At 73.8% G+C, this 21,731-nt stretch carries 18 protein-coding genes; 11 read left to right on the forward strand and 7 right to left on the reverse strand.

Annotated elements, in window-relative coordinates:
• Position 1: 1 nt before the first annotated feature.
• Genes ACZ7D7_RS14515 through ACZ7D7_RS14530 form a run of 4 tightly spaced genes read left to right on the forward strand, consistent with a single transcriptional unit; the run spans position 2 to position 4,466 of the window.
• Entirely contained in the window at positions 2-1,879 is a 1,878-nt protein-coding gene (locus ACZ7D7_RS14515; protein WP_470824509.1) for an acetyl/propionyl/methylcrotonyl-CoA carboxylase subunit alpha, read from the forward strand.
• 30 nt (positions 1,880-1,909) lie between these two features.
• Positions 1,910-3,070 (forward strand): acyl-CoA dehydrogenase family protein, encoded by a 1,161-nt coding sequence (locus ACZ7D7_RS14520; protein WP_470824510.1) that lies wholly within the window; start codon positions 1,910-1,912, stop codon positions 3,068-3,070.
• Between the two features lie 53 nt (positions 3,071-3,123).
• On the forward strand, positions 3,124-3,861 hold the full coding sequence (locus ACZ7D7_RS14525) for an enoyl-CoA hydratase family protein (RefSeq protein WP_470824511.1): 738 nt from the start codon (positions 3,124-3,126) through the stop codon (positions 3,859-3,861).
• A complete protein-coding gene (locus tag ACZ7D7_RS14530; RefSeq protein ID WP_470824512.1) occupies positions 3,849-4,466 on the forward strand; it encodes a TetR/AcrR family transcriptional regulator in 618 nt (205 codons plus the stop codon). Before ACZ7D7_RS14525 ends, ACZ7D7_RS14530 begins: the two co-directional genes overlap by 13 nt.
• A gap of 18 nt (positions 4,467-4,484) precedes the next feature.
• On the opposite strand, the gene pdxH is transcribed toward ACZ7D7_RS14530, so the two are convergent.
• On the reverse strand, positions 4,485-5,180 hold the full coding sequence (gene pdxH / locus ACZ7D7_RS14535) for a pyridoxamine 5'-phosphate oxidase (protein WP_470824513.1): 696 nt from the start codon (positions 5,178-5,180) through the stop codon (positions 4,485-4,487).
• A 307-nt stretch (positions 5,181-5,487) separates the two neighbouring features.
• Between pdxH and ACZ7D7_RS14540 the strand changes: the two genes are divergently transcribed.
• Positions 5,488-6,588 (forward strand): citrate synthase 2, encoded by a 1,101-nt coding sequence (locus ACZ7D7_RS14540; protein ID WP_470824514.1) that lies wholly within the window; start codon positions 5,488-5,490, stop codon positions 6,586-6,588.
• 332 nt (positions 6,589-6,920) lie between these two features.
• Here the strand turns inward: ACZ7D7_RS14540 and ACZ7D7_RS14545 are convergent, their stop codons facing one another.
• Entirely contained in the window at positions 6,921-8,330 is a 1,410-nt protein-coding gene (locus ACZ7D7_RS14545; protein WP_470824516.1) for a PAS domain-containing protein, read from the reverse strand.
• Positions 8,331-8,514: 184 nt separating this feature from the next.
• Positions 8,515-9,270, reverse strand: a complete 756-nt coding sequence (locus ACZ7D7_RS14550; RefSeq protein ID WP_470824517.1) for an SIS domain-containing protein — start codon at positions 9,268-9,270, stop codon at positions 8,515-8,517.
• A 238-nt stretch (positions 9,271-9,508) separates the two neighbouring features.
• Here ACZ7D7_RS14550 and ACZ7D7_RS14555 point away from each other — a divergent pair, with 238 nt between their 5' ends.
• The gene (locus ACZ7D7_RS14555; protein ID WP_004000347.1) at positions 9,509-10,201 is read left to right on the forward strand and encodes a metal-dependent transcriptional regulator; all 693 of its coding nucleotides are present in this window, start codon (positions 9,509-9,511) and stop codon (positions 10,199-10,201) included.
• A 554-nt stretch (positions 10,202-10,755) separates the two neighbouring features.
• Positions 10,756-11,673, forward strand: coding sequence for an alpha/beta fold hydrolase (locus tag ACZ7D7_RS14560; protein WP_470824828.1), 918 nt, complete (start codon positions 10,756-10,758; stop codon positions 11,671-11,673).
• 57 nt (positions 11,674-11,730) lie between these two features.
• Here the strand turns inward: ACZ7D7_RS14560 and ACZ7D7_RS14565 are convergent, their stop codons facing one another.
• From ACZ7D7_RS14565 to ACZ7D7_RS14575, 3 genes are all read right to left on the reverse strand, one after another.
• The gene (locus tag ACZ7D7_RS14565) at positions 11,731-13,317 is read right to left on the reverse strand and encodes a transporter (protein WP_470824518.1); all 1,587 of its coding nucleotides are present in this window, start codon (positions 13,315-13,317) and stop codon (positions 11,731-11,733) included.
• Positions 13,314-14,084, reverse strand: a complete 771-nt coding sequence (locus ACZ7D7_RS14570; RefSeq protein ID WP_470824519.1) for an ABC transporter ATP-binding protein — start codon at positions 14,082-14,084, stop codon at positions 13,314-13,316. Before ACZ7D7_RS14570 ends, ACZ7D7_RS14565 begins: the two co-directional genes overlap by 4 nt.
• 123 nt (positions 14,085-14,207) lie before the next feature.
• The gene (locus ACZ7D7_RS14575) at positions 14,208-14,945 is read right to left on the reverse strand and encodes a bifunctional DNA primase/polymerase (protein ID WP_470824521.1); all 738 of its coding nucleotides are present in this window, start codon (positions 14,943-14,945) and stop codon (positions 14,208-14,210) included.
• A 382-nt stretch (positions 14,946-15,327) separates the two neighbouring features.
• On the opposite strand from ACZ7D7_RS14575, the gene ACZ7D7_RS14580 reads away from it, so the two are divergent.
• Both ACZ7D7_RS14580 and ACZ7D7_RS14585 read left to right on the forward strand, forming a co-directional pair.
• Complete coding sequence (locus ACZ7D7_RS14580) at positions 15,328-16,713, forward strand: transcriptional regulator (RefSeq protein ID WP_470824522.1); 1,386 nt, start codon at positions 15,328-15,330, stop codon at positions 16,711-16,713.
• 220 nt (positions 16,714-16,933) lie between these two features.
• Positions 16,934-18,856 carry a hypothetical protein gene (locus ACZ7D7_RS14585; protein ID WP_470824524.1) on the forward strand — a complete coding sequence of 641 codons (1,923 nt, stop codon included), beginning with the start codon at positions 16,934-16,936 and terminating at the stop codon, positions 18,854-18,856.
• Between the two features lie 18 nt (positions 18,857-18,874).
• On the opposite strand, the gene ACZ7D7_RS14590 is transcribed toward ACZ7D7_RS14585, so the two are convergent.
• Positions 18,875-20,182 (reverse strand): ABC transporter substrate-binding protein, encoded by a 1,308-nt coding sequence (locus tag ACZ7D7_RS14590; RefSeq protein ID WP_470824526.1) that lies wholly within the window; start codon positions 20,180-20,182, stop codon positions 18,875-18,877.
• 117 nt (positions 20,183-20,299) lie between these two features.
• Here ACZ7D7_RS14590 and ACZ7D7_RS14595 point away from each other — a divergent pair, with 117 nt between their 5' ends.
• Both ACZ7D7_RS14595 and purU read left to right on the forward strand, forming a co-directional pair.
• Positions 20,300-20,800: an SCO4402 family protein gene (locus ACZ7D7_RS14595; protein ID WP_470824527.1), complete on the forward strand. Its 501-nt coding sequence runs from the start codon at positions 20,300-20,302 to the stop codon at positions 20,798-20,800.
• A gap of 47 nt (positions 20,801-20,847) precedes the next feature.
• On the forward strand, positions 20,848-21,729 hold the full coding sequence (gene purU / locus ACZ7D7_RS14600; protein WP_470824528.1) for a formyltetrahydrofolate deformylase: 882 nt from the start codon (positions 20,848-20,850) through the stop codon (positions 21,727-21,729).
• The last annotated feature ends 2 nt before the right edge of the window (positions 21,730-21,731 follow it).

The raw sequence follows: 21,731 nt of genomic DNA on the forward strand, positions 1-21,731 counted from the left end.
AATGATCACTTCAGTCCTCGTCGCCAACCGCGGCGAAATCGCCTGCCGCGTCTTCCGCACCTGCCGCGAACTGGGCATCCGGACGGTCGCCGTGCACTCGGACGCCGACGAGAACGCCCTCCACGCGCGCGTGGCGGACACTTGCGTACGCCTGCCGGGCGCCGCACCGCAGGACACCTACCTGCGCGGCGACCTCGTCGTCCGGGCCGCCCTCGCGGCCGGAGCGGACGCCGTGCACCCCGGCTACGGCTTCCTCTCCGAGAACGCCGGCTTCGCACGCGCCGTACGGGACGCGGGCCTCGTGTGGATCGGACCGCCGCCCGAGGCGATCGAGGCGATGGCGTCCAAGACCCGCGCCAAGGAACTCATGGGCCTCAAACCGCTCACCGAGGTCACCGAGGCCGACCTGCCCGTCCTCGTCAAGGCCGCCGCGGGCGGCGGCGGACGCGGCATGCGGATCGTGCGGCACCTCGCCGACCTCGACACCGAACTCGCCGCCGCGCGCGAGGAGGCCGAAGCCGCCTTCGGCGACGGCGAGGTCTTCGTGGAGCCCTACGTCGAGGGCGGCCGGCACGTCGAGGTGCAGATCCTCGCCGACACCCACGGCACCGTGTGGCCACTCGGCACCCGCGACTGCTCCCTCCAGCGCCGCCACCAGAAGGTCGTCGAGGAGGCCCCCGCACCCGGACTCACCGAGCGCCTCACCGAAGAGCTGTACGGACTCGCCGTACGCGCCGCGCGCTCCGTCTCCTACGTGGGAGCCGGAACCGTCGAGTTCCTCGTCGCCGACGACCGGGCGCACTTCCTGGAGATGAACACCCGCCTCCAGGTCGAACACCCCGTCACCGAAGCGATCCACGGCCTCGACCTCGTCGCCGAGCAGATCCGCGTCGCCGAGGGCCACGCCCTGCCCGCCGAACCGCCACGCGCGCGTGGCCACGCCGTCGAGGCCCGCCTCTACGCCGAGGACCCCGCCGCGGGCTGGGCCCCGCAGACCGGCCGGCTGCACCGCCTCCACGTGCCCGGCGTCCGCCTGGACACCGGCTTCACCGACGGCGACGACATCGGCGTCCACTACGACCCGATGCTCGCCAAGGCCGTCGCCCACGCACCCACGCGCGCGGAGGCCATCCGCAGACTGGCGGGCGCCCTGGAGAACGCCGTGATCCACGGCCCGGTCACCAACCGCGACCTCCTCGTCCGCTCGCTGCGCCACGAGGAGTTCACCACCGGCCGCATGGACACCGGCTTCTACGACCGCCACCTCGCCGCCCTCACCGCGCCCGCGCCCGAACCGTACGCCCCGCTCGCCGCCGCCCTCGCCGACGCCCACGGCCGGTCCCGCTTCGGCGGCTGGCGCAACGTGCCCTCGCAGCCGCAGGTCAAGCGGTACGCCATGGCCGGCGAGGAACACGAGGTCCACTACCGGCACACCCGCGAGGGCCTGACCGCCGACGGCGTGCGCGTCGTCCACGCCGGCCCGGCCCTCGTCGTGCTGGAGATCGACGGAGTGCGCCGCAAGTTCGACGTCACCCGCCACGGCGACCAGGTGTACGTCAACACCACCGCCCTCACCGCCCTGCCCCGCTTCCCCGACCCCACCGCCCAGCACGCCCCCGGCTCCCTGCTGGCGCCCATGCCCGGCACGGTCGTCCGCGTCGCCGACGGACTCACGGTCGGATCGACGGTGACGGCCGGTGAACCGTTGCTGTGGCTCGAAGCGATGAAGATGCAGCACCGCATCTCGTCCCCGGCGACGGGAGTCCTCACCGACCTGCCGGTGTCCCCGGGCCAACAGGTGGAGATGGGGACGCTCCTGGCCGTGGTCGAGGAGACCGACCAAGGGGCGCGGGGAACTGCGCGGGCAACCACCACGTAGCCGCACCGATCGCGAACCGAAGGAGCCCCAATGACGACCCTCGTCGAAACCGAAGAGCACAAAGCCCTCCGCGCAGCCGTCGCCGCCCTCGGCACACGCTACGGCCGCGAGTACATGCTGAAAACCGTCGAAGCCGGGGCCCAGCCCACCGAACTCTGGCTGGAGGCCGCCAAACTCGGCTACCTCGGCGTCAACCTCCCGGAGGAACACGGCGGCGGAGGCGGCGGCATCGCCGAACTCTCCATCGTCCTCGAAGAACTCGGCGCCGCGGGCTGCCCCCTGCTCATGATGATCGTCTCCCCGGCGATCTGCGGCACCGTCATCTCCCGCTTCGGCACCGACGAGCAGAAGCGCACCTGGCTCCCGGCCCTCGCCGACGGCACCCGCACCATGGCCTTCGGCATCACCGAGCCCGACGCCGGCTCCAACAGCCACCGCATCACCACCACCGCCCGCCGGGACGGCGCCGACTGGCTGCTGACCGGCCGCAAGGTGTTCGTCTCCGGCGTCGACCACGCCGACGCCACCCTCATAGTCGGCCGCACCGAGGACGCCCGCACGGGCAACCTCAAGCCCTGCCTGTTCATCGTTCCGCGCGACGCCGAGGGCTTCCAGCGGCACCCCATCGACATGGAGATCCACGCCGCCGAGAAGCAGTTCGAGCTCGTCCTGGACGACGTGCGCCTGCCCGCCGACGCGCTCGTCGGCGACGAGGACGCCGGGCTGCTCCAGCTGTTCGCCGGACTGAACCCCGAGCGGATCATGACCGCCGCCTTCGCCATCGGCATGGGCCGCTACGCCCTGTCCCGCGCCGTCGAGTACGCGCGCGAGCGCACCGTGTGGAAGGCCCCCATCGGCGCCCACCAGGCCATCGCGCACCCTCTCGCCCAGGCCCACATCGAACTCGAACTGGCCCGCCTGATGATGCAGAAGGCGGCCCACCTGTACGACGCGGGCGACGACGTCGGCGCCGGCGAGGCCGCCAACATGGCGAAGTACGCGGCGGGGGAGGCCTGCGTGCGTGCCGTCGACCAGGCCGTGCACACCCTCGGCGGGAACGGCCTGACCCGCGAGTTCGGGCTCGCCTCGCTGATCACCGGCGCCCGCGTGGCCCGCATCGCACCGGTCAGCCGGGAAATGATCCTGAACTACGTCTCCCACCAGACCCTCGGCCTGCCCAAGTCGTACTGAGCCGGGCACGCCCCCACCCACCGGCAGGCGGACCGGCCCACCAGGGAGCCCCCATGACCCCCCTCGTCCACACCGCGCACGACCGCGGCATCACCACCCTCACCCTCGACTCGGCGCACAACCGCAACGCCCTGTCGGCCGCCCTCGTCGGCGAACTCGCCGAGGCGCTGCACGCGAGCGGCGCCGACGACGCCGTACGCGCCGTCGTCCTCACCCACACCGGCAACACCTTCAGCGCCGGCGCCGACCTGCGGGACCCGCCCGACCCCAAGGACCTCGTCGCGCTGCTCCGGCAGATCGTGGAGCTGCGCAAACCCGTCGTCGCCCGCGTCACCGGGCACGTCCGCGCCGGCGGCCTCGGCCTGCTCGCCGCCTGCGACATCTCCGCCGCCGCCACCGGGGCGAGCTTCGCCTTCACCGAAGTGCGCATCGGCGTCGCGCCCGCCGTGATCTCCCTGCCGCTCCTGCCCCGCACCGACCCGCGTGCCCTGGCCCGCTACTACCTCACCGGCGAGCGCTTCGACGCCGCGGAGGCCGCCCGCACCGGCCTGCTCACCGCGGCCGGGGACGACGTGGACGCCGTACTCGCGCCGGTCCTCGACGGCCTGCGCCGAGCGGCCCCCGAGGCCCTCGCCGCGACGAAGGGCATCCTCACGGCTAAGGTGCTGGAGACCTTCGACCGGGAGGCGGACGGCCTCACCGGGCTCTCCGCCCGGCTGTTCGGCACCGCCGACGCCCGCGAGGGAATGACGGCCTTCCTCGACCGACGGGATCCCGCATGGGTGCTGTGAGCACGGACGAACGCGTCCCCGGCGACCGCGTCCCCAAGCAGGACCGCAGCCGGGCCACCCGGCAGCGCCTCCTGGAGGCCGCCGTGGCCTGCCTCGCCGAGCACGGCTGGGCGGGCTCCACGGTCTCCGTCGTCGCCGAACGCGCGGGCGTCTCCCGGGGCGCCGCCCAGCACCACTTCCCGACCCGCGAGGACCTGTTCACCGCGGCCGTCGAGTACGTCGCCGAGGAACGCTCCGGAGCCCTGCGGGCCCTGTTCCCGCAGGGCACGGCCCAGGACCGCCGGGCCGTCGTCACCGCCCTCGTCGACCTCTACACCGGCCCCCTGTTCCGCGCCGCCCTCCACCTGTGGGTGGCCGCGTCCAACGAGGAACAGCTCGGCCCGCGCGTCGCCGAGCTGGAGGCCCGCGTCGGCCGCGAGACGCACCGGATAGCCGTGGAACTGCTCGGCGCCGACGAGTCCCGCCCCGGAGTCCGGGAGACCGTGCAGGGCCTGCTGGACATGGCCCGCGGCCTCGGCCTCGCCCATCTGCTCACCGACGACACCGCCCGCCGCGAACGCGTGGTCGCCCAGTGGGCGGCCCTGCTGGACGAGGCACTGGCCTGAGCCCGGCGCCCGGCGCGTTCAGGGACTGAGCCGCTCCACCCGCCAGCCGCCGCCCGGCTCCGCCACGTACCGCAGCCGGTCGTGCAGCCGGTTCTCGCGCCCCTGCCAGAACTCCACCGTGTCCGGGACCACCCGGAAACCGCCCCAGTGCGGCGGCACCGGCACCTGCTCGCCCTCCGGATAGCGCGCCGCCAGCTCCTCGTACGCCGCGTCCAGCTCCGCACGGTCGGCGATCACCGACGACTGGGTGCTGGCCCACGCCCCGAGCTGCGAGCCGTGCGGACGCGTACGGAAGTACGCCGCCGTCTCGTCGCGGCCGGTGCGCCGCGCCGGGCCCGTCACGACGACCTGCCGGGCCATCGGATGCCACGGGAACAGCAGGGACGCGTACGGGTTCGCGGCCAGGTCGCGGCCCTTGCGGGAGTCGTAGTTCGTGTAGAAGACGAAGCCCTGCTCGTCGAAGTGCTTCAGCAGCACCGTGCGGGAACTCGTCCGCCCCTCGGCGTCCGCCGTCGACACGACCATCGCGTTCGGTTCGAACAGCCCGCCCTCCGTCGCGGCCTGCTTGAACCAGCGCGCGAACTGCTCCACCGGCGACGCCGCCAGGCCGGACTCCAGGAGCCCTTCGGCCCGGTACTGCTTGCGCATCGACGCGAGGTCGAAGGGGACGGTGTGGGAGGAGTCTCGGTCGGTCACGCCGTCATCTTGCCGCATGCGAACGCCCCCTCAGAGCACATGTCCACACCCTGACCGTCCCTCGCCCGGCGCACGGTGGCCTGCGTCACTCACTGGCACTCAGTGCCGCTAGCTCTCCCCAAGGCTGGCACTCAGGGAATATCGTGCTGATTCCGATCCGGTTGGGTGACCGCCGACCGGACGGGGCATCACAGGGGTGACGTCCCGGACCGCGAGCCGTTACGGCCGTGGATCCACCGGACGGCGACCACTTCACCACTGCCTGACACACGGTCGTCCCACCCCCACAACACCATCCGTCGCCCACATCATGAGGAGCCGCCTGATGTCCGACTTCGTACCCGGGCTCGAAGGAGTCGTCGCGTTCGAGACGGAGATTGCCGAGCCGGACAAGGAGGGCGGCGCCCTGCGTTATCGGGGCGTCGACATCGAGGACCTCGTCGGCCACGTCTCCTTCGGCAACGTGTGGGGCCTGCTCGTCGACGGTGCCTTCAACCCCGGCCTGCCGCCCGCCGAGCCGTTCCCCATCCCCGTCCACTCCGGCGACATCCGCGTGGACGTCCAGTCCGCGCTCGCCATGCTCGCGCCGGTGTGGGGCCTCAAACCCCTCCTGGACATCGACGAGGCGCAGGCCCGCGAGGACCTCGCCCGCGCCGCCGTCATGGCCCTGTCCTACGTCGCCCAGTCCGCCCGCGGCCAGGGCCTGCCCATGGTCCCGCAGCGCGAGATCGACAAGGCCCAGTCCGTCGTCGAGCGCTTCATGATCCGCTGGCGGGGCGAGCCCGACCCCAAGCACGTCGCCGCGGTCGACGCCTACTGGACCAGCGCCGCCGAGCACGGCATGAACGCCTCCACCTTCACCGCCCGCGTCATCGCCTCCACCGGCGCCGACGTGGCCGCCGCGCTGTCCGGAGCCGTGGGCGCCATGTCCGGCCCGCTGCACGGCGGCGCCCCCTCGCGCGTCCTCGGCATGATCGAGGAGATCGAGCGCACCGGCGACGCGGAGGCCTACGTCAAGCAGGCCCTGGACCGGGGCGAGCGCCTGATGGGCTTCGGCCACCGCGTCTACCGCGCCGAGGACCCGCGCGCCCGCGTCCTGCGCCGCACGGCCCGCGAGCTGGGCGCCCCGCGCTTCGAGATCGCCGAGGCGCTGGAGAAGGCGGCGCTGAACGAACTGCACAACCGCCGCGCCGACCGGGTCCTCGCCACCAACGTGGAGTTCTGGGCGGCGATCGTCCTGGACTTCGCGGAGGTCCCGGCGCACATGTTCACGTCGATGTTCACCTGCGCCCGCACGGCCGGCTGGTCCGCGCACATCCTGGAGCAGAAGCGCACCGGCCGCCTGGTCCGCCCGTCCGCCCGCTACGTCGGCCCGGGCACCAGGGACCCGCGCGAGATCGAGGGCTACGCGGACATCGCCCGCTGACCGCCCCACCACACCACACAACGCAGCGACCCGCGGGCTGGGTTCCTCCAGGGAGGAGCCGGCCGGACGTACCGGCAGCCCGCGGGTCGGGTGACTGCGTTGGATTGGCCGGCTGCACGCGACATACACGCGCTGGTCCGGCGCCGAACGAGCGACGACGGACGCTAGCCCGCGGTCACCTCTTCCGTCCGGTATGCATACATCTGCCGAACCACCTCCTTTCCGAAGTGCAGCCACAGTAAGAAGCGGGCGTCCGTCCGTTCAAGTCCTTTTTTCGCGGACCGGGCGGACCGGGGCTCGGGCTGCGCTCGTGCCCGGACCCGGCTCGGCGCCTACTCCTGCGCGCCCTCCAGCGCCCCCGCCAGATCCAGGGCCGTGGCGATGCGGGTGGCGACGTCTTCGGCGTAGGCCGTGTCGGAGCGTTCGAAGGTGTGGCGGCCCGCCGTGCGCAGAAACGTCACGGCGCCGAGGGTGCGGCCGCGGCTGCGCAGTACCGCGCACAGGGCGTGGACCGTGTCCGCCGGCCACTGGCGGGCCAGTGCCCAGGCGCGGGCCTGGTCCGCCGGGATCGACCCGGCGCTCGCGCGCACCGAGCCCGACCGTGCCACGCACTGGAGCGCCGGATGCCCCGGTGCGTACCGGACGGGGAGTCCGGCGGCGCCGCCGAGGGCGCTCGGGCCGGGTGCGCCCGAGGGGGTCGCCACGACCCGTACGAGCCGCACCGGCTCGGTGGCGTCCTCGTCCGCCGGGTCGCCCAGGACGCGGTCCACGACGGCGTGGTCGGCGAATCCGGCCAGGGCGAAGTCCAGGTGGACGGTCGCCGCCTCGGCGGGGCTCTCGCACTCGGCGGCGGCCCGCGCGGCGCGGTGCAACTGGTTGGTGCGGAACCGCAGCAGCGACGCCTCCTGCGCGCCCTGCTTGGCCTCGGTCACGTCCTGGAACAGCCAGCCGACGCCGAGCGGCACCGGCTCCTCCGCGAGGGGCGACGCGAGCCGTACGAAGCCGCAGCGCCAGCAGCGCCGCTTCTCGCCCTCGGGTGTGCGCACGCCCACCCAGATCTCGGCGGGCGCGGGCGGCGCGCCCTCGGCGAGGACGTGGGTGAGCGCGCTCTCCAGTTCCTCGACGCCCTGGGCGAGCAGTTCACCGAGCGGGCGGCCCAGGACGGACGTACGGCCGATGCCCAGGGCGCGGGCCGCGTGGGCGTTGACGACGGCGGGCCGCAGGTCGGCGTCGACGAGGACCACGCCCCAGGACGCGTCCTCGAACAGGGCCTCACTGAGGGCGATCGAGCGCTCCAGGTCGATCTGTGCGTGGACCTCGCTGAAGGCGCAGTACAGCCCCGCGGGCTTGCCGTCCGGGCCGCGCACGGCCGCCGACTGGGTGCGCACCAGCACCCGGCCGCCGTCCTTGGTGAGCAGGGCGAACTCGTGGACCTGCCGGCCCGGCGCGTTCATGGCGGACATCAGGCGCGCCTGGACCTCCTCGGCGTCGGCGCTGCGCACCGCCCAGCCGGTCAGGCCCGGTCGGCCCACGGCCTCGGCGGCGGTCCAGCCGAGGATGCGCTCGGCCTCCCGGTTCCAGTGGGTGACGACGCCGTCGGCGTCGAAGGCGCACAGGGCCGCGTCCATGCCGTCGAGGAGCGCGGCGAGCAGGTCCGCGCCGTCCCGCTCGGGCTGCTCGGGCGGCTCGGACTCGTCGGGCCCCAGCTCGTCGGTGGTCCCACTACGCCGGGAAGCACTCACCTGGACCCCCTGCAGGCTGCGTCCGTTCGTACGGCGCGTCGGTTCGCATACTTGCAATCATTCAACTTGAACGTGACTCAGCGCACATCGGGTTCCGGCAAGATTGAGGGAATCGTTGTACGTCCGAAAGCCGACGTCGCGCGGCGTGCGCCGGGGGCGGGTGCCGGGTTGGCGGCGCTCGGGGTCAGCGCCGGTAGAAGATCCGGTCGCGGTACTGCTCCATCACGCGGCCGTTCCATTCGTGGCCGCCGTCGACGTTGCCCGAGCGGAGCAGGGGCGGCTCGATGCCGCGGTCGGCGAGGACGCCGGCCGCCGTGGCGACGACGGCCTGCATGAGGGCCGAGGTGACGACGGTGGAGGCCGGGGCGAAGGGGGCCGGGACCGTGTCGAGGGTGAGTTCCGCGTCGCCGACCGCGATCTTCGAGTCGAGGACGACGTCGCAGTGGTCCTTCAGGAACGTCCCCGACACGTGCCGCGACGTCGTCTGCGTGGCGTACGCGACGGAGGTCACGCCGATGACCTTCACGCCGAGCGCGCGGGCGTTCATCGCCATCTCCACCGGGAGGGCGTTGCGGCCCGACAGGGAGACGATCACCAGGGCGTCGCCCGCGCGGACCGGCGAGGTGTCCAGCACGGCGCTCGCGAGGCCGTCGACACGCTCCAGGGCGGAGCCGAGTGTGGCCGGCATGACGTCGACGCCGACGACGCCCGGGACGGCCAGCAGGTTCATGAGGGCGAGTCCGCCGGCCCGGTAGACGACGTCCTGGGCGGCGAGGGAGGAGTGACCGGCGCCGAAGGCGAACAGCCGTCCGCCGGAGGCCACGGTGTCGGCGAGGAGCGTGCCGGCGGCCTCGACGGCCTCGCCCTCCTCGTCGCGCACGCGCTCCAGCAGGCCGATCGCGGCGTCGAGGAACTGGCGTGCCGGCTTGCGGTCGCTCATGCGGGGCCCCTTCGGTGCGGCTGCGTCGCGGATCACGGTGCGGTCTGGACCAGTGCGGTGTCAATACGGCCACGCGCGGCCGGGGGCGGCGGTCACCGGCGTCCCGGTCGCGGGCCGGCGGCCCCCGCGTTTCGCGGGCGAGGCACGGTTGTCGGCGCCATGCGTCAGAATTGGGGTCAGGGCCAGCGCACACGCCGGAGCCGCCGAGCCTCCGGCAGATCTCAACCGAGGGGCACACATGTCCGGACTGATCGACACCACGGAGATGTATCTCCGCACCATCCTCGAGCTGGAGGAGGAAGGTGTGGTCCCCATGCGCGCCCGGATCGCCGAGCGGCTCGACCAGAGCGGTCCGACGGTGAGCCAGACGGTGGCGCGGATGGAGCGCGACGGCCTGGTGTCCGTCGCCAGCGACCGGCACCTGGAGCTCACGGACGAGGGCCGGCGGCTGGCCACGCGCGTGATGCGCAAGCACCGCCTCGCGGAGTGCCTGCTCGTCGACGTGATCGGTCTGGAGTGGGAGCAGGTCCACGCCGAGGCGTGCCGCTGGGAGCACGTGATGAGCGAGGCGGTCGAGCGGCGCGTGCTGGAGCTGCTGCGGCACCCGACCGAGTCGCCGTACGGCAACCCGATCCCGGGGCTGGAGGAGCTGGGCGAGAAGGACGGCGCCGACCCGTTCCTGGACGAGGGCATGGTGTCGCTCGCCGACCTCGACCCGGGGGTGGAGGGCAAGACGGTCGTCGTGCGCCGGATCGGCGAGCCGATCCAGACGGACGCGCAGCTGATGTACACGCTGCGCCGGGCGGGCGTGCAGCCCGGATCGGTGGTCAGCGTGACGGAGTCGGCGGGCGGGGTGCTCGTGGGCAGCGGCGGCGAGGCGGCCGAGCTGGAGGCGGACGTCGCGTCGCACGTGTTCGTCGCCAAGCGCTGAGGGGGGTCGGCGCGCGCCGAGGGGGCTTGGTGACTGTGCGTCAGGCGTTGGGCTGTCGCGATCTCGCCCCGCGGGAGATCGCGTAGCGGCCCAGTCCGTCGAAGCGCAGCGCTCCGGCGCCGCGCGTGCGACGCTGTCGCGTGAGCGTGGGACCTGACGGTGCGTCCGTCACGGTGCTGCCGTCCGGCCGGGAGGGGGCGGGGAGGATGTGCCGGCGAGATGAGCGAGACGCGGAGCACGTGTGCTCCGTGCGGTGCGGGGCGGGTGCCGAAGACGCGGAGGGCCCCGGCGCCGTGCGGCGCCGGGGCCTGTCCTCCCCTGTGCTGACCCGGAGCCCCGAGCTCCCAGGGTCATCCCCTTCGGACCGATTTCCCCGAGCGGCCCGCCTCCCGCTGAAGATCTCCCCGTGGCGGAGGCGATCATTCCTGGGCGGGTGTCACTCGAAGGTGGGGTGTTGCCCGCCGAAGCGACGTTTTCGAATGAGTATTCGATAATCTGCGATCGACAAGTCAAGCGCGAGCGGTCCACGCGGAGCTTGGGGGGTGCCAGAACCAATGGTGCGGCGCATCGACGTGACCGGGGCGGGCGGCGTCCGCCTCGCGGCCTGGGAGTTCGGGGATCCGCCCAAGACCGACCCGGCGAAGGACCCGGGGAAGGGCTGGGCGACGGACCCGGCGGACGGAACACCCGGGGCGGGGGAGGGCACGCCCGGCGTGCTGTTACTGCACGGGCTGATGGGACGCGCCTCGCACTGGGCGTCCACGGCCCGCTGGCTCTCCGGGCGGCACCGCGCGGTCGCCCTCGACCAGCGCGGCCACGGGCAGAGCGACAAGCCCCCGGACGCCGCCTTCACCAGGGAGGCGTACGTCGACGACGCCGAGGCCGCCCTCGAACAGCTCGGCCTCGGCCCCGCCGTCCTCATCGGGCACGCGATGGGCGCGCTGACCGCCTGGCAGCTCGCCGCGAAGCGCCCCGACCTGGTGCGCGGCGTGATCATCTGCGACATGCGGGCGTCCGCGCTCGGCGCCGCCTCGCAGCGGGAGTGGGCCGAGTGGTTCCGCGCCTGGCCGGTGCCGTTCGCCACGCTCGCGGACGTCCGCAAGTGGTTCGGCGAGGACGACCCCTGGGTGGAGCGGCCGAACCCGTCGCGCGGCGAGTTCTATGCCGAGGTGATGACCGAGTCCCCGGACGGCTGGCGGCCCGTCTTCGCACCGGAGCAGATGCTCAGGTCGCGCGAGACATGGGTCTACGACGCGCACTGGGAGGAGCTGGCCCAGGTCCGGTGCCCCGCCCTCGTCGTGCGCGGCCTCGACGGCGAGCTCGGCCGCGCCGAGGCGCAGGAGATGGTGCGGGTGCTGCCCCGGGGCCAGTACGCGGAGGTCGCCGAGGCCGGCCACCTCGTCCACTACGACCAGCCGGAGGCCTGGCGCGCGGCGATCGAACCGTTCCTGGACGCGTGTACGGGGGACTGAGGCGGTACGGGGCCCGCGCGAGCACGCCGGCGCGGCCGTGCATGACCGCGGGCGGCGTCACCCCTTGCTGACCGCCGTGAGGATCTCCGGCAGCCGGGCCGCCGTACGCGGTGCCGCGAGCCGCAGGCCGAGCAGCGTGAGCGCCGCCCCGTAGCCGGCGCCGGCCGGGAGCAGCAGCCAGGCGAAGCGGTCGCCGCCGTCGCTCACATTCAGCCAGATCGTCAGCGCGATGACCGGCGCGCACAGCAGGGCCGCCGCGATCATCCCGCCGAAGATGGAGATCCAGGCGAGCCCGGTCTGCCCCGGGGCGACGTTCTTGTGGCCCTCCTGCGGGATGGAGTACGGGAAGCGCGCGGACGCCCAGGCACCGGTCGCCAGCATCGCGCCGAGCAGCGCGAAGGACAGGCCGAGCGCCTCCGGCAGCCGGGGCCAGTCGCCGAGCATCGCCGTCGTGACGACCGTGACGAGGGTGGCGTACGGGAGGGTGATCACCAGCAGGGCCAGGGCGCGGGCGCGCAGTTCGACGTACGCGTCGCGGGGGGACGAGATCGTCATGGCGACCATCCAGAACGCGGAGGTGTCCTGGCCGAACTGGTTGTACATCTGGATGCCGAGCATGCCGGCGGCGAAGCACGCGAAGTACACCGAGCCGGTGCCCTGCCACGCGTTGAACACCGGCACGATCACGCCGATGGCCAGGGACGTCACCCAGGCCGCCTTGGTCTTCGGGTCGCGCCACACGTAGCGCAGACTGCGCTCCATGACGGTGCCCGTGCGGCCGGGCGGCAGCAGCCGGGCGTGCCCGCCCGACGCGCGTTCCCGCGCGGCCGTGTCCGCGGCGGCGAGCGTGGAGCCGTCGGGCGAGGTCATCAGCCGGGTCAGGTGCCGCGTCCAGACGGCGACGAGGGCCACCAGCGCCGCGGCGGTCAGGGCGAGTTGGGCGGCGGCGCGGCCGTAGGAGCCCTCGCCGGCCGCGTGCACGGCGGCGATCGCCGAGGCGGGCGGCACCCACTGGAGCACGTCGGCCGCCGGGTCGAGCTGCGCGAGGCCCGACGAACCGAGGCGCTGCGCCCCGAAGTTGACCAGTTGCGCGCCGACGGCGATGAGGAGGCCGCTGAGCACCGCGAGGTCGCGGCCCTTGCGGCTGGTCAGCAGCCGTACGTTGGCCGCGGCCACGGCGCGCGCCAGCGCCACGCACACCAGCAGCCCGAGGACGACGGCGACGACGCCGACGGCGAAGGCCGCACCGCCGTGCGCGACCGCGATGACGGAACCGGCCAGCAGGCACAGCGTGAACAGTGGCCCGATACCGACCAGCGACGCCGCGAGCAGTGCCCGCACCAGCGGCCGGGGCCGCAGCGGCAGCATGACGAGGCGGGTCGGGTCGAGGGTCTCGTCGCCGCTGGGGAAGAACAGCGGCATCACCGCCCAGCCGAGGCCCAGCACGGCCGCCACCGGCACGACCAGGGACTCCACGTGCGCGTGGCCGCGCAGCGCGATCAGGCCGATCAGCTGGAGCGCGGCGAACAGCAGGGCGATCACGGCGGACGCGACGTACGCGGCGCGCCGACCGCCGGACTGCCGCAGCCCGTTGCGCAGCAGCGACAGCTTCAGCCGGACGACGGTGGTGGTGACGTCGCTCATCGGGCCCCGCCGCCCAGCCAGTCCAGGTCCGTGCCCGCGTCGCGGCTGTGGGCGCCGACGAGTTCGAGGAACGCCCGCTGCAGCGAGGGCGCGTCGCCGCGCACCTCGGCGAGCGGGCCGTGGGCGCGGATCCGTCCGGCCGCCATGACGGCGACCCAGTCGCACAGCGACTCGACGAGTTCCATCACGTGGGAGGAGAAGACGACGGTGGCGCCGGAGGCGGTGTAGCGCTCCAGGACGCCGCGGATGGTCTGCGCGGACACCGGGTCGACGCCCTCGAACGGCTCGTCCAGGAACAGCACTTCGGGGTTGTGCAGCAGGGCCGCGGCCAGCCCGATCTTCTTGCGCATGCCGGTCGAGTAGTCGACGACGAGCTTGTGCTGCGCGCCGGCCAGGTCGAGGACGTCGAGGAGCTGGGTGGCGCGCTTGTCGACCTCGGCGCCGGGCAGCCCGCGCAACCGGCCCGAGTACGCGAGCAGTTCGCGCCCGGACAACCGCTCGAACAGCCGCAGGCCCTCGGGCAGCACCCCGATCCTGGCCTTCACCTCGACGGGGTCGCGCCACACGTCGTGCCCGACGACCTCGACGGCGCCCTGATCGGGGCGCAGCAGCCCGGTCACCATCGACAGGGTGGTGGTCTTCCCCGCCCCGTTCGGCCCGACGAGCCCGATGAACTTGCCCGCGGGCAGCTCCAGATCGATCCCGGCCACGGCGACCTGCTGCCCGAACCGCTTCCAGAGCCCTTGCACACGAACGGCATACGTCATACGGGAACCCTACGGCGCCCCGCACACCCCGCGGCGGCACGGCCGCCCGAGCCCACCCCACGGCGCGATCGACGCGGAGGACGCCGGGCGGCGTGGGCCGGCGGCGGAGGCCAGCGGGGCAGGTCAGCGGTCGCGGCCGCAGGCGTAGGCCAGGGCCGGGATCAGTTCCTCCGCGTCCGGGAGCCACCGGTTCGCGGGCGTCGGCCGGCGTACCCACTGCACCGCCCCGCGTCCGCCGAACCGCGTGGGCGGCGCGGCCACGTACGCCCCCTCGCCGAGCACCCGCAGGTCCAGCGACGCCGGTGACCAGCCCAGCCCGCGCAGCAGCCCCGGCAGCTTCGCCGCCGCGCCCGGCAGCACGAAGAACTCCGTACGCCGGTCCGGTGTCAGCGTCACGGGCCCCAGCGTCGACTCCATCCGCTCCAGGCGCGCCAGAGCCAGGAAACCGGCCGTCTCCGGCACGGAGATCGCGTCGAACGTCCGTCCCGTCGGCAGCAGGACCGACGCCGTCGGCCGCTGCTGCCACAGGCGCCGCGCGACGGTCGCGCTGCCCGTCGCCTCCGTCGCCCAGTCGTCGCGCGCCGGATGTGCGCCGGGCGCGGGGCAGGCGGCGTCGCCGCACGAGCAGCGGTGCGCCCCGCCGACGGCCTCCAGCCAGGTGCCGGGGACCACGTCCCAGTGACGTTCCTCGGCGTAGCGCGCGGCGGTCTCCAGCAGCGTCTCACCGCGTTGCACCGGAATCTGCCCGGTGGGCTGTCCTGTGGACTGTCCGGTGGGCTGCCCGGGGGCCTGCCCCGGGGTGTGCCCGGAGGTCCGCGCGGCGGTCTGAACGGCTTCGGTGCCCGGGATCGTCTCTTCCACGCCCCACTCAACTCCCGCGCCCACCTGGAGTTACGGCCGTGTCCAGGTCGTGTCCCGGCCAAGTCGTGCGCGGCTCGTGCGGGATCGCGCGGGACCGTGCGCGGGACAGGGGCGTCGACTCCGTAGCCGGGGCGCACGGGTGCACGGGTGGGGGCGCGCGGGGGGATCCGGTGCGGCGGCTGGGTAGCCACGTCGGGGAACCGGCCGCCGCCCACGGGGGCGGTCGTGTCCGGCAAATCCTCGTAAGCCTCGCATTTTCGCCAACTGGGCGGGGCATTGATCTTCACGGCCGGATCTTTTCGCCGGGACGTGAGGGGGTCCGGTCGCGGAAGACACGTCAACTCGGTGCGTGGGCAGGCACCGCAGCCTCAGGGGGTACGCCATGGCCGCAAGGCCTCTCGTCGCGCGACAGCCGAACGAACGGCTGCAGGCGCTCATTCAGGAAGCGGGTTGCTCGAACGCCGGGCTGGCCCGCCGGGTCAATCTGTGCGGCGCCGAGCACGGACTCGATCTGCGCTACGACAAGACGTCGGTGGCGCGCTGGCTGCGCGGCCAGCAACCGCGGGGCCGGGCACCGGCGATCATCGCGGAGGCGCTCGGACGCAAACTCGGCCGTACGGTCACGATCGACGAGATCGGCATGGCCAACGGCAAGAACCTCGCGTCGGGCGTCGGTCTCCAGTTCTCGCCGACGGTACTGGGGGCCATCGAGCAGGTCTGCGAGCTGTGGCGCAGCGACGTGGGCCGCCGGGACTTCCTGTCCGGCTCGTCCGTCGCCGCGTCCGCCCTCGTCGAGCCCAGCCGCGACTGGCTGATCACCGCGCCCGACGGCCAGGTGGCCCGCTCGGCGGGGCCGCGCGTCGGCCAGTCCGACGTCTCCGCCGTGCGCGCGATGACGCAGGCGCTGGTGGAACTCGACCACCAGTACGGCAGCGGACACGTGCGCCCGGTCCTCGTGCACTACCTCAACAGCGTCGTCTCGGGGCTGCTGGCGGGGTCGTACCGGGAGGCCGTGGGCCGTGACCTGTTCGGCGCGGTGGCCCGACTCACCGAACTCGCCGGGTACATGGCCGTCGACACCGGCCAACCGGGCCTCGCCCAGCGGTACTACATCCAGGCGCTGCGTCTCGCGCAGGCGGCGGGGGACCGCGGATACGGCGGCTACGTGCTCGCCGCGTCGATGAGCCACCTGGCGGCGCAGCTCGGAAACCCCAGGGAGATCGCCCAGTTGGCGCGCGCCGCGCAGGAAGGCGCCCGGGGGCGGGTGACGCCGCGCGCGGAGGCCATGTTCCTCGCGGCGGAGGCCCGGGGCCACGCGCTGATGGGCGACGCGCGGGCGGCGCAGACCTCCGCCGGGCGCGCGGTGACCGCGCTGGAGGCGGCCGACCCGTCCTCCGGCGACGACCCGGCGTGGATCGCGCACTTCGACGAGGCGTATCTCGCCGACGAGTTGGCGCACTGCCACCGCGACCTCGGACAGGCGGAGGAGGCGGCCCGGTGCGCGGAGGAGTCGCTGGCCGGGCACCCGGAGTCCCGCGCGCGCCGGCGCGCGATCGGCTACGTCCTGCTGGCCACCGCGCAGGTGCAGCAACGTGAAATCGAGCAGGCCTGCGCGACCGGCCTGCGCGCCGTCCAACTGCTGGAGACGCTGCGCTCCGACCGGGGCGCCGAATACCTGGAGGACTTCCAGCAGCGACTCGAGCCGTACCGGGACGAACCGGTGGTCAGGGAGTTCGGAGCGCGCCTCGACCTGCAGACGGCGGCGTGACGGCGCGCACGGTGCGGTGAAAGCTCGGCGGCCTCCACGTGAAGGGGAGGAGAACGACTGGGCGTGGCGCGGGAGGTGACATCAACAGCGTCGCGCGGCCCGGGTTTGTTACCGCGCTCACAGGGAAGGAGGCGACGTCCTGTGCTGCGTGGCAAGGGGCTCCGGGGACCCGGTAGCGTGAGCCGACGATTCCGAAGGTCCCCCAATCGTAGGAGTCCCGGTGACGCAGAGTGGACAGGGCGAGGAGCCCTCGGCGCGCCCCGCGCGCGAAGGCATCGTGCTGCCCTCCGACGGTGGCGAGCCGCTGCTGCCGGGCATGCCGGGCACGGCCGGCAGCGGCCGGCCCGGCGGGCCCGCGCCCGCCCCGCCGCCCACCACGACTCCGGCCGGCGGCCAGGCCTGGGGCACCCCGTGGGGCCCCGACCAGCAGCAGACCCCGCCGGCCGATCAGGGCTGGACGCCGCCCGCGCAGGCCTGGGGCACACCTGAGGGCGCGCCGCAGCAGCACGCCGCCTGGGGCACGCCCGGTCCCGACGCCGGGGCGCCCCAGGCGCACAACGGCACGCAGGCGGCCTACGGCGCGGCCCCCCAGCCCCACCCGGGCACCGGCCACGACGCCCACCACCACGGCTCCCACGGCGCCGCTCCGCTGCCGCCCGCTGACGGCACGTACGGCCACCAGGGCGCCGCGCCTCTGCCTCCCGCCGGCCAGGCCGGTGGCCCGGGTCACGCTCTCCCGCCGTCCGCCGACGGCACGTACGGCCAGCAGGGCGGTGGGCACCTGCCTCCCGCCGGCCAGAGCGGTGGCCCGGGGCACGCCCTGCCGCCGTCCGCCGACGGCACGTACGGCCACCAAGGCGCCGCGCCCCTGCCGCCCGCCCACCAGGCAGGCGCGGCCCACGCTCCGAGCGGCCCCGGCGCCCCGCTGCCGTCCGCCGAGGACGGCGCGACGCAGTACCTGCCGCCGGTGCCCGGCGCCCCCGCGCCCGGTGCGCACACCGACCAGGCCACGCAGTACCTGCCGCCGGTCGCCGCGCAGGCGGCCGACGAGGGCGCGACGCAGTACATACCCCCGGTCGGGCCCGGCGCCCTGCCGCCCGAGATGCCGGCCGGCGCGCGCGCCGAGTCCCCGGCCGAGTCCACGCAGTTCCTCGGCCGCGCCCCGCAGGGCGCCGCCCACCAGCAGCAGGGGCACCAGCAGCAGGGCCACCAGCAGCACGGTGCGGGCGGCCCCCTGCCGCCGGCCTCCGGGCCCGACGCCGAGGCCACCCAGTTCATCACCCCGGTCACCGACGGGCCGGGCGAGCGGCAGCCGCCCGCCGAGTTCGACAACCTCTTCCGCAGCGAGCCGGCCGGCCCGGCGGGCGCCACGCAGCAGATGCCCCGCTTCGAGCAGCCCGGCCCCCCGCACGCCGCGGCGCAGGCCGCCCACGCCCCGCAGGGCCCGGGCGGCGGTGGCCGGCACGGCGCCGTGTACGACGGTGACGGCGGCCGGGGAGGCCGCGGCGGGCGCAGCGGCTCGCGCGTGCCGCTGATCGCGGCGGTCGGCGTGGCCATCGCCGTCGTCGGCATCGGCGCCGGCGCGCTCCTCGCGGGGGGCGGCGGCGAGGAGAAGGCCGACGAGAAGCAGCCGGTGTCCGCGACGTCGCCGGTCGGCGAGGAGTCGCCCTCGCCGTCCACCGACCCGGCCGAGCCCCAGGCCGTCGAGCTGGACAAGCTGCTGGCCGACAGCGGCGACAGCCGGACCTCGGTGATCAACGCCGTCAACGACGTGAAGTCCTGCCGGAACCTCGCCGGGGCCGCCAAGGACCTGCGGGACGCGGCCAAGCAGCGCACCGAGCTGGTCACGCGGCTGTCCGGGCTGACCGTCGACAAGCTGCCGAACCACGCCGCGCTGACGTCCTCGCTGACCAAGGCGTGGCAGGCGTCCGCGTCGGCCGACAACCACTACGCGGCCTGGGCCGACCAGGTCGCCGCCAAGAAGGGCAAGTGCAAGAAGGGACAGGCGTTCACCACCGGCCAGACGGCGGCGGGCAACCGGGAGAGCGGCGTCGCCACGCAGCAGAAGGCCAAGGCGTCCGAGCTGTGGAACGCGATCGCCAAGGAGTACGGACTGACCGAGCGCCGGCCCACCCAGCTGTGACGGCGGGGGCGCGCGGGCTCACAGATCCGCGTCCCGCAGCGTCTCCGTCACGTCCACGAAGCCCTTCCGCGCCGCCACCAGCCGGCCCTCCCGCACCACCTGGAGGGTCACGTTCGTGTTGACCAGGCGCGGAAAGCCCACCGAAGCGAGCTGGTCCTGGAACTTCCACTGGAGCGTCGGCGTGAGCCCGCCCGTGCCGACCTCGAGACCGTCGTCGAGGACGTCCCGCACGGAGTCGGCGGTCACCTCGCCCTCGCCGAGCGCCTCGACGGCCTTGCGGAACACGGTGTAGGCGATCCACGTGGTCTGCACGCCGGCGTCCGCCGCGTCGATGCGGTTGTCGCCGAAGGCCGTCTCCTGGATGACCTTCTTCATCGGGTCCCACAGCGGGTCGCTCGCCACCGGGTACCAGCCGGTGATGTACGAGCCCTCGTAGGGGCCCGACGCCCCGCCGGTGGCGTTGATCGAGGTCTGGTCGACGCTGCCCAGGACGGTCGCCGTCCGCACCTCCGGGTAGGTGTCGCGGGCGCGGCGGAAGGAGTCCATGAAGGTGTTGGTGCGGTCCCCGAGCGCGGGCACCACGCAGCCGGTCGTCGTCGCGTCCGCGGTCGCCCGCCGCAGCGCCAGCCCGGACTGGCCGTCGTACTCGGTGGCGTCCTCCTCGGCCAGCTGGTCGCTCGCCGCCGGGTGGCCGCCCGCCTTCAGGCCCGAGTCGAGCAGCTCGGGCAGCTGGTCGCCGGCGATCGTGTTCGGCCGGACCAGGGTGACGGGCCCGCAGCTCGACGCGAGGGCGTTGCCGAGGCCGGCCAGCAGCGTGGGCTGGCCGCCGTTGACCGGGTAGGACAGCGGGCTCGTGAACTCGTTGGTCGTGATCCCGTAGCCGCCGATGTACGGGATGCCGGCGCCTTCCAGGGGAGGCAGGAAGGCGTCGGAGTGCTGGCTGTAGGAGCCGACGACCGCGACGACGTCCTCCTTGACCGCGCGGCGGGCGCACTTCGCCGCTCCGACGCTGTCGTTGTGGTCGTTGCAGACCAGCACGCGCAGCTCGCGGCCGTTGATGCCGCCGTGGGCGTTGGCCCAGCGCGCGTACGCCTGGGCGAAGGCCGGCATGCCGGGTTTGTTGGTCGCGCCGGTGTCCATCGGCGCCCAGGTCATGACGGTGATCGGGTCGTCCCCGGAACCCCCCGTGGTACCGGGGACGACCCCGCAGCCGGCGGCGAGCGTGGCGCACGCCGCCAGGGCGACGGTGGTGAGGGCGGTCGATGTGACGCGTCGGGTCAGGAGGCGGGAGAGGAATGTGCTGCGGGGGTGGCGCCTACCGGTCATGTGCCCGCACGATTCCCTCACACGGCTAACCGGGGAGTGACCTTCGGTCAACGCCTGGTGACGTCGGGGTGAATTGCGGGGGCCGGTGAGGCGCCCGCGGGCGGGAACGTACGATCGGTGACCGTGCAAGGTTCGGAGAACTCTTCCCGTCGCGGCCGTCGCTCCTCCACCATGGGCGGCATGCCACTGAACGACATGCCGTGGTGGCGCTGGCGCAGCAATGTGCGCTCCGCGCTGCACATGCTCTCCGACCCCGTCTTCCAGCGCGACGTCTGGCTCGCCGGCGCGGCCGGCTACGGCGACGTCACCGACGCCGTCTACCGCCTGGTCGAGGACACCTGGCTGGACCACTGGTCGGCCGAGAAGTACGTGGGCACGATCTTCCGCGACTCGCAGGAGGCCGCCCTCGTCGACACCGCCGTCCTGCGCGTGCTGCGGATCATGCACCAGGTCGGCCCGGACGCCCCCGTGCAGACCTACCTGGAGCACGAGGCCTGGCCGGAGGCGGTGCGGGCGGCCCGCGACGCGCACGTGAGGCTGGCCACGAGCGACGGCGAGGACCCGGACACGCCGCCGCGCAGCCTCGAGGTGCTGAGCATCCTGACCCGGTCCGCGTAGCGGGACGCCACCCCGGCAAAGGGCCCGGATATGGGACCCTGTGCGGCATGAACGAGCAGTCCACCCGAGCCGCGGCCCCGGCCGACCAGTACGTCCTGACGCTGTCCTGCCCCGACAAGCAGGGCATCGTGCACGCCGTGTCGAGCTACCTGTTCATGACCGGCTGCAACATCGAGGACAGCCAGCAGTTCGGCGACCACGACACGGGACTGTTCTTCATGCGCGTCCACTTCTCGGCGGAGCCGCCCGTCACCGTGGACAAGCTGCGGGCCAGCTTCGCCGCCATCGGCGACGCGTTCCAGATGGACTGGCAGATCCACCGCGCCGACGAGCGGATGCGCATCGTCCTCATGGTCAGCAAGTTCGGGCACTGCCTGAACGACCTGCTGTTCCGCGCCCGGATCGGCGCGCTGCCGGTGGACATCGCGGCCGTGGTGTCCAACCACACAGACTTCGCCGAACTCGTGAAGTCGTACGACATTCCCTTCCACCACGTTCCGGTGACGAAGGACACGAAGCCTCAGGCCGAGGCGCGTCTGCTGGAGATCGTGCGCGAGGAGGGCGTCGAACTGGTCGTCCTCGCCCGGTACATGCAGGTGCTGTCGGACGACCTGTGCAAGCGGCTCAGCGGGCGGATCATCAACATCCACCACTCGTTCCTGCCGAGCTTCAAGGGCGCCAAGCCGTACCACCAGGCGCACGCCCGCGGCGTGAAGCTGATCGGGGCGACCGCGCACTACGTGACCGCCGACCTCGACGAGGGCCCGATCATCGAGCAGGAGGTCGAGCGGGTCGGCCACGACGTCACCCCGGACCAGCTCGTCGCGATCGGCCGGGACGTGGAGTGCCAGGCGCTGGCGCGCGCGGTGAAGTGGCACGCGGAGCGCCGCATCCTGCTGAACGGCCGACGGACGGTCGTCTTCGCCTGACC

It is taken from the genome of Streptomyces sp. NPDC037054 (assembly GCF_055606745.1).